Origin of the sequence: Leptospira soteropolitanensis (assembly GCF_026151655.1) — a bacterium.
Lineage (GTDB): Bacteria > Spirochaetota > Leptospiria > Leptospirales > Leptospiraceae > Leptospira_A > Leptospira_A soteropolitanensis.
Genome location: NZ_JAMQPN010000011.1, coordinates 1 through 12615, shown reverse-complemented (window position 1 = coordinate 12615; position 12615 = coordinate 1). Strand labels below are relative to the sequence as shown.

The 12615-nt window shown below is 37.0% G+C and carries 11 protein-coding genes; 4 read left to right on the top strand and 7 right to left on the bottom strand.

Annotated features, from left to right (window positions below):
* Nucleotides 1–4 precede the first annotated feature (4 nt).
* From ND811_RS17320 to ND811_RS17305, 4 genes are all read right to left on the bottom strand, one after another.
* Entirely contained in the window at nt 5–583 is a 579-nt protein-coding gene (locus ND811_RS17320) for an RNA polymerase sigma factor (RefSeq protein ID WP_265353247.1), read from the bottom strand.
* A 537-nt stretch (nt 584–1120) separates the two neighbouring features.
* Nucleotides 1121–2341: an RNA polymerase sigma factor gene (locus ND811_RS17315; protein WP_265353246.1), complete on the bottom strand. Its 1221-nt coding sequence runs from the start codon at nt 2339–2341 to the stop codon at nt 1121–1123.
* Between the two features lie 26 nt (nt 2342–2367).
* On the bottom strand, nt 2368–2724 hold the full coding sequence (locus tag ND811_RS17310) for a YciI family protein (RefSeq protein ID WP_265353245.1): 357 nt from the start codon (nt 2722–2724) through the stop codon (nt 2368–2370).
* A gap of 3 nt (nt 2725–2727) precedes the next feature.
* Complete coding sequence (locus ND811_RS17305; RefSeq protein ID WP_265353342.1) at nt 2728–3645, bottom strand: alpha/beta hydrolase; 918 nt, start codon at nt 3643–3645, stop codon at nt 2728–2730.
* A 508-nt stretch (nt 3646–4153) separates the two neighbouring features.
* Here ND811_RS17305 and ND811_RS17300 point away from each other — a divergent pair.
* On the top strand, nt 4154–4630 hold the full coding sequence (locus tag ND811_RS17300) for an ester cyclase (protein ID WP_265353244.1): 477 nt from the start codon (nt 4154–4156) through the stop codon (nt 4628–4630).
* A 452-nt stretch (nt 4631–5082) separates the two neighbouring features.
* Here the strand turns inward: ND811_RS17300 and leuD are convergent, their stop codons facing one another.
* On the bottom strand, nt 5083–5709 hold the full coding sequence (gene leuD / locus ND811_RS17295; RefSeq protein ID WP_265353243.1) for a 3-isopropylmalate dehydratase small subunit: 627 nt from the start codon (nt 5707–5709) through the stop codon (nt 5083–5085).
* Nucleotides 5706–7109: a 3-isopropylmalate dehydratase large subunit gene (leuC, locus tag ND811_RS17290; RefSeq protein ID WP_265353242.1), complete on the bottom strand. Its 1404-nt coding sequence runs from the start codon at nt 7107–7109 to the stop codon at nt 5706–5708. Before leuC ends, leuD begins: the two co-directional genes overlap by 4 nt.
* 92 nt (nt 7110–7201) lie before the next feature.
* On the opposite strand from leuC, the gene ND811_RS17285 reads away from it, so the two are divergent.
* Entirely contained in the window at nt 7202–8101 is a 900-nt protein-coding gene (locus tag ND811_RS17285) for a LysR family transcriptional regulator (RefSeq protein ID WP_265353341.1), read from the top strand.
* A gap of 112 nt (nt 8102–8213) precedes the next feature.
* On the opposite strand, the gene ND811_RS17280 is transcribed toward ND811_RS17285, so the two are convergent.
* Complete coding sequence (locus ND811_RS17280) at nt 8214–9536, bottom strand: LA_0442/LA_0875 N-terminal domain-containing protein (protein WP_265353241.1); 1323 nt, start codon at nt 9534–9536, stop codon at nt 8214–8216.
* A gap of 405 nt (nt 9537–9941) precedes the next feature.
* On the opposite strand from ND811_RS17280, the gene ND811_RS17275 reads away from it, so the two are divergent.
* Together ND811_RS17275 and ND811_RS17270 are read left to right on the top strand one after the other, a co-directional pair.
* Nucleotides 9942–11399, top strand: a complete 1458-nt coding sequence (locus tag ND811_RS17275; RefSeq protein ID WP_265353340.1) for an HD-GYP domain-containing protein — start codon at nt 9942–9944, stop codon at nt 11397–11399.
* Nucleotides 11400–12085: 686 nt separating this feature from the next.
* Nucleotides 12086–12469, top strand: coding sequence for a TfoX/Sxy family protein (locus ND811_RS17270; RefSeq protein ID WP_265353240.1), 384 nt, complete (start codon nt 12086–12088; stop codon nt 12467–12469).
* Nucleotides 12470–12615 lie beyond the last annotated feature (146 nt).

Sequence of the window (12615 nt, the reverse complement as noted above, 5' to 3'; positions counted from 1 at the left end):
TCTCCTAAGCCGCTATCATTAAATTCAAATTTGCTTCTGGCCGGAATGTTTCACCAATTCCAATCCTTAGAATTCTCTTAACGCGAGTATGTCTTTTTTTTATAAAAGATAAGGATTTCCCTTCTGATTTGGAAATTTCGACTAAGGAATAATTTTGGTAGTAGTAGAGTTCGATTAACTTTTGGTCTTCTGGTTCCAGTTTTTTGACATTTTGTTCAATTGTTTCAATACACTCCTTTTCTAGATAGGAAACATCTAATCCTCCGGAGTTTTGTTCTATTTGGATTGGATCCACAAAAACCAAATTCTGGGACTCCTTCTTTCGCAAAATGCGGTCTACATGTTTAATGACAGTTCTTTTCAATAAAGATGGAAAAGCCTCTGGCGTGGTGATTTTTTCTAAATTTTGATACAAATCCCAGAAAGATTCCTGGACGACATCTTGGGAAAGGTCTGCATCTTTTAGAATCTTATAAGCAAATTGATTGGCAAAATGAGAAAATCGATTTTGTAGATCCGTCCAGGCACGTAGGTTACCGGATTTTGTCAGGTCTAAAAGTTCAAGATAGGAATTGTCTTTCATACGTACAAACGTCCCAGTTCACCGAAATTTAGTTCTAAAAAAAAAGAAATTTCCATTGGAATTAGTTGAAATTACGAAAATTCCCCCACTTTGCCAACAGAAAAAAAAAGTTTGAATGCCACAAGGCCTTCTACTTTCAAAATCTATCGATTCATCTTCTAGTTAAATTCCAATTAGCAACGGCTTGATGGACTCCGCTACCAAAGGTATTATGTAGCAACAAATTCTATTTATGTTTTAGCGGGTCTCATTCACTTTACGTTTATTTTTTTCTTTTGGATTGTAGGGGCATGGGAAATGGCATGGTTCAACGTAGGAAGCGTTCTTTGGTTTGCTTTTACTATCTGGATCTAATTGTCCAAATTGTGGCTTACAGTTAAACAAACTTTACCAAGCGATCTCGGAACATTAACAATTGAAATAGGATCGTTTCAAGAAAGTGAGTGTGACAAAAAATACCTAATATTCTGATACAATTTGTAAGTATCATCGTAGATTCATCTGCTACTGACTGAACTCATATCATAAATTATCAAATCAAACTATCCGCTTTCGAATCAACTTCTTATCAAATTCAGTCTTTGCAAAGACCAGTGCCTTGTTATAGTATATCTTTGCGTTTTCCGGTTCTAATTCTGAATGTAATTCTCCCAATAGGAAAAAATAATAAGGATTATTTTTTAGTTCCAGACTTTTAAGTTCTTTTAGCGCAGCATCTCTTCCCTTTACCTTAAATAGTGCATAGGCCCTATTTAATAATAATAATGGGGAGGGTTCTATTTCCAATAAGCCCGTATAAAGCTGGAAAATGAAATCCCATTTTCTTTCCGTTTCTTCTGGGCGTGTATGCCAATATGCAATCGCTGCCTCTAAATGGTATTTAGAAAATTTTGGTACTAAATTTGACTGAAAAAAGAAATACTCTCCCTTTTTAATGAAATCTTGATTCCAAAGTTCCCTATTCTGATCTCCATAAAGTATCATCTCACCTTCTCTATCGATTCTTGCCTCAAATCTTGAAATATGAAAACAAAGAAGGGCAAGAAGAGCATTTGCTTCAGAGGTGTTAGTATCTGTATTTTCCAATAAAAGAGAGCATAGTCGAATCGCCTCCAAACATAAATCTTTACGAAGGATACTATCTTGAGTTTGAGAAAAATATCCTTCGTTGAACAATAAATAAATGGTCCGAAGCACAGAAGAAAGCCTTTCCTCCAACTCAAAAGAATTTGGAAATTCCAGAGTGGCATTGTTTTCTCTAAGTTTTTTTTTTGCGCGAAGTAACCTTTTGTTAATTGTTTCGCGGTTCGATAGGAAAGCCCTTGCTATTTCATCAATTCCAAATCCACATAAAATTCTTAGCGATAAACCAATTTGCGACTCCAAAGGAATAGATGGATGTGCCACAGCAAAAATCATTCTTAATTGGCTGTCTTTTATGTTTTCCTCTGAAAGATCCAATTCTGGATCAGTAACAAAACTTTCCCTTTGATAAAGAGGGAGAACTTTTTTTTGCAAAATAGAATCTCTATAAATCAGATTTTTAGCTTTATTTTTAGCAACTACATATAACCAAGCGATAGGATTCTCTGGAATACCATGAATTCCCCAGGCGTGTGAAGCCGTCAAAAAAGTTTCACTTGTTATATCTTCCGCTATCTCTATCTGATAAAAACCAAATTGTTTACAAAGAACCGAAATGATTTTTGAATACTCAGTTCGAAACAAATGCGGCAAAAGCTCAGATTGATTTTTCATTAATTCAGAATATACAATTTATCCAATTAATCCTCCAGATGTATTCCGACTATCTTTCGAACCTCTACACTATTTCCAGGCCCCATTAAAATAGGACAATCTTTGGCAATATTTGCAGCATCATCAAAATCATTTGCAATAATGATAATAAAACCTGCGAGAGATTCCTTTGTTTCCACATAAGGACCATCGGTGATCAGATGGTCTGATTGAATGACCCGCCCCTCTGTAGACAAAGCAGTCCCTGACTTAAATTTTTTCTTTTCCACGATGCTATTTACCCATTCTTGGTATTGTTGCATGTAAATTTGCAATTGTTCAGGCGATGGTTGGGCTTCCTTTGTAAGTATGTCTAAACGCATTAGAATTAAGTATTCTTCCACTTTCTACCTCGTTTTCCTATCATTTGTATTTCTTTGAATAAAATCTCGAACCCTCATTTCATATTCGACTTGGTTTGCCTCCCAAACCATCCCATGAGATCCCAAATCAGGAAACCATACTTCGCTTGGTCCTGAATAAAGTTTGGCCAGCGCAATTGAATGTTGGTAAGATACAACCATATCATTTTTACTATGAATGATCAATAGAGGCACATTTGCAGCCAAAGGTAAAGAATTTTCAGGACTGAGTAATGTATCGAATTTTCCTCGAATCGTGACTAACTCTATTAGTGTTTGAACCATCCAATGTGGTAAACCAGATGACTCTGGTGAGTCCAAAATCAATCGATGGAAACTTAACATAGGATTTTCCAAAACAAGTCCCTTTACTTGTTCCAAAAACGGAAGAGAAATTAATATGGAAGTTGCTCCTACGGAAGATCCCATCATTAGAATATTCTGATATTTTTTCGAAAGATACAGGTATGCTGATAAAACATCGACAGATTCTCGATTTCCAAAACTTAAACCAGGAAATTGGCACGGTGCTTCACCATGACAAGATAAATCAAAACTAAAAACATCAAATCCTTGATTGAGATAGAATGGAATAAAACGGGTGAGCTCGCGCCTATCGGCCCCTCCTCCATGTACAAGGAGAATCACACCTTTTTGGAATCCTACTCCGTTAGCAAGTGCCGGTACAAACCATCCGGGTAACTCATATCCATTGAAAGAGCGAATGGATACTTCTCGAAATTCGAATTCTTTTGTTAGTCGAATATTCCCACAAAATTTCCCCCAAAGTCTTTCTCCTAAAGAACTACATTCCAAAAAATCTTTCGTGATACCTTTCCATTTCGGGAAAAGAATTTGGTTACTTGCCGACCAAATTCCGAATGCAAAAATAGAAAGAACCATTAGATTGATCGTAGCTGTGAAAATTCCGAACCTCCATAAACTTGGCCGTTTTTGCCAAAGACGTCGTAACGCTGCTTTCTTTTGGAACATACGGATCTCCTTTCTCTCTATAGCAAACGAAGGTGGAAATACTGGACAAGTTCCGGCAAAAAAGCGAAAATATTTTAAAAAAAATGTGAGAATTCGGAAGTTCGTTTTCAAATGTTTTGGGATGTGTTAGAGGGGAAATTGCCACCTTCCCACGAGCCACTCCCCTCCTCCCTAACTCGGGCGGGGGTTTGTGGATTTGCGCACAAATTATGTCTCATCAATCTTTTTCCAAAACAAAAGTCCCACATTCACAATAATAACCACAATAGAAATTGTGCATCTACAGAGGCTCTATTTTCCAACAAGTAAGGTTTACTTCTTAATAGAATATGAAGTGTAGATGCGGGAAGGTTTGGAATTCCATAAATGTTTCCGATATTAGGAACGGTAGTTTGTGTTGAGCAGTCAGTAAAATTTAATGCAAAAAACCAATACCCAGATTTTTGATTGCATACGTTTCACAAACTACAAAGACTTATTTATGGATGTTTTAGAAAAAAACAAGCAAGTCGTGATACGATTTAACAAAGAAGTCATTCAGAATTGTAATGAAGTAATCTTTAAAGAACTAATGCACGAAAATTTCATCAATCGATCAGCACCCGAACATGCGAATGATTCGAATGCAATGTGGAATACTTTCAGTTCCGTGTTAAAACCAGCCTTTCCAGATCTGACTGTAGAAATTTTAGACCAAGTTGCTGAAGGCGATAAGGTAACCACTCGCAAGGCCATCACGGGAACTCACAAAGGTGTACTAATGGGTATTGCTCCCTCAGACAAAAAGATTAGAATTGATGTCATTGATATTGTACGTTTGCAGGACGGTAAATATATCGAACATTGGGGACTCAACACATTACAAACTGTTCTTACGGATCTTAGGTCCAAGTAAAATCTAAGCATTCGAGCTAAGACCTGCATCAAAACAACCATTGTGTTAGAGGGAAAATTGCCACCTTCCCACGAGCCACTCCCCGCATGGCCTAACTCGGGCGGGGGTTTGTGGATTCGCGCCCAGAGAATGTCTCATCAATCTTTGTCCACTTACAGAAAGACTCTTCTTTTTAAATCCCCCTTTTTGATGGTGAAAAACCTCTTCGGGGCGAGTCCCCAAACACTTCCTCATGTTACAAAAATCACTATTGATCATAACAAAAAAGTAATGCATTGGGGACCGGGCTATCCAGGGCTTCGGTCGCAAGGAGCGACCGCATACGCGCCCTTCCTATCCCTCTCGCAGGAACCAAACTAGAGTTATATCCTTTTTATTTGGTTATTGGATCCATAAGAGCCACTCAGATTTTTTTTGCACGAAACTCTTTTCGAAAATATTTCTCATAAATTTTACCAATACACTTCTAAAACTGAATTTTCCATTTTTCGTTTCTGTTCGAATTCTAAAATCTCTCTTTCATTTTTAAGAGTGCTATCAATATCATCCCAACCATTCCGTATCCGGTTGACAGATGCAGTATCCAAATGGAAATAAAATGTTTTTTCTCCTGCTTGTACTTCTAATTTTTCCAAATTGATCCTAATTGAAGATCCAGGATTTTTAGAAACCCATTCACCAAGAGAATGGATTTCGTCTTCTTTCAAACGAACAAGAGCGATCCCATTTTTTGCCGCATTAATGGAAAATATATCTGCAAAAGAGGGAGACAAAATCGCTCTAAATCCAAAATCAGAAAGAGCCCAAGGGGCATGTTCCCGACTCGAGCCACAGCCGAAATTTTTGCATGCGATGAGTACACTCGCATTCTTAAATCCATCTTGGTTCAAAGCGAATTCAGGATTAAGTATCTTTCCTTCTAAATCCAAATACCTCCAATCAAAAAATAAATGTTTTCCAAAACCTCTTTTATCGATGAGTTTCATAAATTGTTTAGGAAGGATTTGGTCCGTATCGATATCCTCTCTAGGAATTGATACCGCTACTCCAGTATGGATTGTCCATTTGTGTACGCTCATGTTAATATCCTCACATCTACAAATTTTCCGTTTATTGCTGCGGCTGCGGCCATCGAAGGACTGACTAAATGCGTTCTTCCACCTCTCCCTTGTCTTCCTTCGAAGTTGCGGTTAGAAGTGGATGCACATCTTTCCCCCGGTTTTAATACATCGTCATTCATCGCAAGACAAAGGGAGCAACCAGGCTCTCTCCATTCGAATCCAGCCTCTTTGAAAATTTGATCCAAACCTTCTGCTTCTGCCTGTCGTTTCACTGAACCTGAACCAGGGACTACTAAAGCTTGCACTTTTGGATGGACTTTTTTTCCTTTAGCAACTTCAGCTGCAGATCGTAAGTCTTCTATCCTTGCATTTGTACAAGAACCTATGAATACCTTATCAATTCTGATCTCCGATATAGGAGTCCCTGGTTTTAAATCCATATATGCTAAGGCATTTGTGGCTGTCTCTCGAGCCCCACTCTCTTGAAATTCTTCCGGATTGGGAACAACTCCCGTAATGGATAAAGTTTGAGATGGATTGGTCCCCCACGTAACTTGTGGTTCTATATTAGAAATATCTAATTCAATCATCTCATCAAATACTGCATCTTCATCCGTAAAAAATGTTTTCCAATATTCTATAGCTTCTAAAAAACTTTTTCCTTTCGGTACAAGTTTTCTATCTTTCAAATATTCAAATGTGATTTGGTCTGGTGCGACAAGACTTGCCCTGGCTCCTGCTTCAATACTCATATTACAAAGAGTCATCCTCCCTTCCATAGAAAGAGAACGAATCCATTCACCTGAATATTCTAAAGTATAACCCCGGCCACCAGAAGTTCCCATTTTTTTTATGAGCGCAAGGACTACATCTTTTGCAGTGATTCCAAATCCAGGTTTTCCTACAAATCGAACGGACATTGATTTTGTTTTGGACTGTTTTAAGGTTTGTGTCGCAAGTACGTGTTCAACTTCACTTGTCCCAATTCCAAATGCCAAAGCACCGAAAGCTCCATGCGTTGCTGTATGAGAATCTCCACAGACAATCACGGACCCAGGAATTGTGAATCCTAACTCGGGACCAATTACATGCACTATGCCTTGTTCTGGATCTTCCGGACCAAACAAACGGATTCCAAACTCTTTGCAGTTTTTTTCCATTGTATCGATCTGCAATCGTGAGACCGGTCCTGCTGCATCTCTGTTTTTACGATCTCTTGTGGAAACATTATGATCCACGACGCCAAAAGTGAGATCCTTTCTTCTTACATCTCTTTTCTTAGTTCTTAGTCCTTCGAATGCTTGGGCAGAAGTCACTTCATGTAAGATATGACGATCCACATATAAAATAGATTCGGAGTCAGAATCCTCAAAGATCCGATGACTTTCCCATATTTTGTCATATAGAGTTTGTCCCATATTTCCCTCTTGGTAAATAAGGTATCAAATTAATTGATATAATGCAAATAAATTGGTTTTATAAAATATATAACCAAAAGTTATATGTCGGTATGGAATTCAGACAAATCATTTATTTCCTAGAAATCGCTGAATCAGGCACATTTCAAAAAGCAGCATCTCTGCTAGGATTAACACAACCAGCACTCTCTAGACAAATTTTTCTATTAGAAAAGGAATTAGGAGTCACTGTCTTGGAAAGAGGAGGAAGGTCTGTCCGACTAACACACGAAGGTGAAAGATTCTATCAATATTCTGTTCGCATGAAAGAATTATGGGAAGAAATACAAAACGGCTTTTCTAAGGAAAAGGAACTAAAAGGGAACTATTCGATTTCAGCTGGTGGGACCGTCTCTGCTTGGATCCTACCTCAAATTTTAAAGGAAATCCTAAAAAAAAGACAAGGACTTTCTCTTTCCGTTAGAGAGGGAGATGATAGGGAAACAAAAGACGCCTTATTAAAAGGAGAAGTAGATCTTGGAATTTTGACTGGTCCCATAACTGAACCAAGTTTGAATGTTCTAGAATTTTTATCCGATCAAATCATTCCTTGCGCAGCAAAAAACCATCCCATTTTTCTAAAAAAGAAAATTAGAATCGAGGACTTAAAAAAACAATCCTTTGTTTTTTTCCACCCAGGTTCTGCTCTTAGAAAAGCAGTGGAGAAAAAGATAAAATCTTTTTCAAAAGAATTTGCTTCTAAGATAGCGATGGAACTAAGAAGTGTAGAATCAGTTATCAAATCATTAGAAGCGGGACTAGGAATCGGTTTTCTATCTGAATATGCGATGAGTTCAAAACTAAAAAAAATTAAATTCGAAGACTGGAATGCAGAAAGGAAATTCTATCTCTGTTATCGCAAAAAATCAGGTCCTGGACTTGCTAAGCTTGCCGAAGAAATTTTAAGAGCCTCAGAAAAATGGAGAATCGAAAAGGAACCTTTTCCGAATTAACAGGAAAAGGTGATAAAATTCATATCATATTGGAATCCTCTATGGTTGAAAATATTTGTTTTAGTTTAAATCCTTATTTGATTTACAAACTGTTCAAAACAAGTTTTTGATTTTAGAAATTAAAACGATAATTAGCACCAACTTGAACATAACTCAAAATTGTCTTCGAATCATAAAACATCGGAATTAATATTTGAGGCCCATACACTTTTAATAAGATTTGGGAAGGATCCGTATTTCCCCCACCTTCGTTTTCCGTTATATAACCAGATTGTAATTTGTTATTTAAGGTCATGTTACTTGCTTCTATGAATAAACTGAAATCACCTTTGACCTTCGTTACGAATTTCACATTCACTTCAGTTCCAGTTGATTTCCATTGGTAGTCTAGGCCATATTGATTGTATCGAAAAGGTGAAAAATCCAATCGAAATTCGTTGCTCCGAAACGAGGATGGGCCTTGCATATCCAAATGCAAGATCTGCCCTTGTAGAGTAAATCTTTCTAAAAATTTCCATTCGAATCCAATACCTAAGCTATAACCTTTAAGCGAATGGCTCGTATCACGATAACTCACTCGATTGGGGTTGATTCCTGTGGTGGTAATCCCTCCGAGACTATCGACTTCTTGGTTGGTTTTTGTCCAAATTCTTTCCAAACCTCCCAATATTTGAAGATCTAAAACCGGATGCGGATAAGGAGTAAAGCCGATCCTAGAAGAAAGTTTTTGAAACTTTGAATCGCCGTTTCCCAGAAGAACATTGGCAGTTTTGTCTGAAGTAGAAGAAGAGCCATTTCCACTTCCGTAAGCTAACGTCTGAAAGCCGCCGACATCAAACTTCCCTTTGGTTTCCGTACCACGTATCTCAATGGTAAATCTGTCCCAAGCATAAAACAATCGTGCCGTTCCGCTGTGATTTTTAGTTTTGTATGGAGTGGATTGTAACTCGGCTTGACCGCCACTGCTAAAAAGAAGTCCAGCTACCTGAATGGTTTGGAAAAAAGGGCGAAGCTCTGATTGACTTTCGCCACTCCCAACTCCCAAAGAACCTTCCAGATAATGTCGTTTCGCATTAGAAAGTTGTTCCTCTCTTTTTTTTTGTTTCTCTTCTTTGGATTTGAGATTTTCTTCTTCCTGCTTTTGTTTTTCTGCGAGTTCTTTTTCTTCTTTGATTTTCTTTTCCTTTTCTGAAATCTGAGGTTCAATTTTTAGAGCTGAAGGTTTGGGCTTCTTTGCAAAGGACACTTTTCGAATTACAGACTTTGAAAATACCTTTTTGCTACCGTCTGCGAGTTTGATCGTCACAGAATCTTTGTTTTGAGCAAGGATGGACCCTTCCCATTTTTCTCCGGACTTAAGTTGAATCGTTTCACTCCGTAGAGTTAAATTTGCAAAAAGTATAATTGCACATAAATAAGGGATAATGTTTTTCATAGTTTAAAACAGTTCCTCACTCCGATCTGAGTATCTTAACACATCGGCACACTGATGCAATTCGATTAAACAACTTAACTTGAGAATCGAAAGAAAAAAAGATATTCGCCAAATAGAAATATTCTTAAAAAAATAAAAATGAGGATATCGCGATTTTCATAGGATTCCTCCTAGTATTTTTTGTTTCCCTGCATCATTTGTTTTTGGCGAAACAAACATTGAATCGAAATCGATGTAAGGACTTGGACTCGATCGTTTGGTAGTAATCACTATATTCTCGCAGGTAACTTACGGTCCGAGAAAGCAGAATTTTTTAACTAAAAAAAAATGAAGTCTCTTTATGGAGAAGGCCATTTTTCTCGTCTTATATCACAAGGTAGTCATACCATAATCGGACAAGAAATTTTGAATGATACTCCTTTAATTCCCACTGACCAACTAGCTAAATTTGAATTCAATGATGATCTTTTGAGTAGTTATCGTAAGAGCAAACAAATCCCACTCGATCTTTATGATCGAACGGGCAAACTCATCATGGCAAAAAAGAAAAATGCAACGGAAGATGATTTTGGTAAACTTCTTAAGATTGAATTGCAAGGTGCTTATTGCCTTACCTCTGACTCAAAACAATTGCGAGTAACTTCGGCAGATACTGCTGACCCTCGCAACACAAAACTCTTTGATCCAGACAAAACAACAGAATTTGCAAAACAGACAGAATCACTGATTTTAGAATTAAAAAAGGAAGCGTTCAATTCAGATCATGCACTCAGAGTTCACAAATCAATCGGAAAAGTTTTAGATGACTTCACAAGCAATCCAGATTTTGAATCAGGGTTATTTAATATTTTAGAAATTTTAAATCATGCGGGTGTACCAGTCGAATCGGAACTCATGACAAAAAGAACAATTGTTGCAATGGGTATGAAAGTTCGAACCAAAAAGATTGGTGTAGGTGATGATAACAAACCTAATAAAAAAGACCATCTCTCCGTTATGACAGCTAGCTTTCTTGCGGACATCGGTTATTCAAAAATATTACTTCCAGACAAACCTAATTTAACCAAAGAAGAATACAATATAATCCAACAACATCCAATCATAAGTTATTTAATGACTCTTGCAGCACCAGAGATTACACAAGAGATTCGAACTCTTGTTTTGAATCACCATAGGCCGTTTCGAGGGAATGCAATAAACAATAATTTCCCTGATAATAATACTGTTTTTCGGAAACTTATGGTAATCAGGGATAAGTTCATCAAAGATCCAAGTAAAAAAATGATTGTGGCAGATATTGACGCACAACTTCGAATCCAAGAATCGCATGTAAACTCTGTCAATTTTGAAGAAGATATCGCAATTTTGTCCCTTGCAAGTGAATATGCAAGTTTGACAACCAACCAACCTTGGCGCCCTGCATTCAGTTCGGCAACAGCTTTGAAAATGATTGTTAATGATTCGTTTTTTTCCTACAGTAATAGAAATATTCGTCACTTGCTTGATTATGTCGGAGCCAGCTTAACCAATAACCAAAACATCATCAATGTTGGCGATTACGTAATCACTGCCTCTATTGATTCAGAAAAACAGGCTCATTTTGATATCTGCAAAATATTAGAAGTTGATCGCTTCCAAACTCGGCCAAAGATCCAAAGGATATGTACGATCAAACCATTATTCAAAAAAGGAATCAAGTATCGCATTGCCGATTTTGATATAAACGAAATTCGTATGGACAAACGTAGAGCGGTGATAGACCTTGCAGGACAGACTTCTAGTACACAAAGGATCATTTACATCATTGATCCAGAAATGAACTCACCACTTTACGATACAGCAAAAAAAATGGACAATACGTAACGGAATGGATTGTCCATCTTTCAAAACAAAGCGACAGCTAACGCGATCTCTCTTACATGTTCACTGAGTAATTACGAAATGCTTACATAGAACTGTCCCGGCAATGAAATCAGCGAATGCGAAAGAAACGCTGGATTTCTGTTTTTATCTTTAGCAATCTCTTTTCATTGGGAGCAAAAGTCCATCAGGGCTTGGTGGATTTGCCAGCGGCGCGAGTGGGCGGACCATAACATGCATCGGTATCATACAGTTTTACTGGACACAAGGAAAAATGGAAAAGGTTTGAAAACCTGCATTCTATCTTAGGTTGCAAATTAAAACTATCTTGCGTTCATCTTTGTAAATCTGTGTTATTCATCACCTTAACCAAACAATACAATTGTCCTATCTTAATATAAGAGGCTACTTAGAAACAAATACAAGGTAAATCGTAACCAATTTCTGTATATGAAGTTGTGTGTTTAGATACTAAAAAAAGGTAACTTACCTAAAAAATCAGCATGGTTCTCATGTTACGCTTCCAATAAACAAAACACAAAATAATTTATTATCCATTCTCTTTTACACAAAGAAATGCATCTGACTTTTTCTTTGATGTTTACCGAAGACACTTTCTCCATGATTTTTATTCGCTTTTTTAAAATAAGTTTACAATTCTAGAAATTGATTCTATATCTTTCAAACATATGGCAATTAACGAAAAATTATCGGATCGTGTTCGAAAGTCTATGGAAGGACAGACTGATGTAGAAGAGAAAAAAATGTTTGGAGGTTTATGTTTTATGGTAAACGGGAAAATGTGCATCTGCATTAGGCAAGATGAAATCATGTGTAGAATCGATCCCGAATCTATTGAATCCATTCTATCGAAGAAAAAAGCTCGTCAGATGATCCATAACGGACACCTCATGAAAGGATTTGTTTTCGTTAAAGAAGAAGATATAAAAACAAAAAAAGAAATCGAATATTGGATTCAACTATCTCTCGAATATAATAAAAAATCTCCACCAGCTAAGAAAAAAACCAAGAAAACGAGTTTAAAAATTCCTTTCAAAAAGAAAAAAATATAGGACCGGAAAGAGTCCCTTTATTTTTTGCGGTTCGATTTCTTGATCTGCAATGAATTAAGAAAACATGCTGCCGCAATTGATTATTTCACATTATCATTGCTATCAATGGATTATCAAGATTCCGCAAATGAGATTCCTTCTTCGGC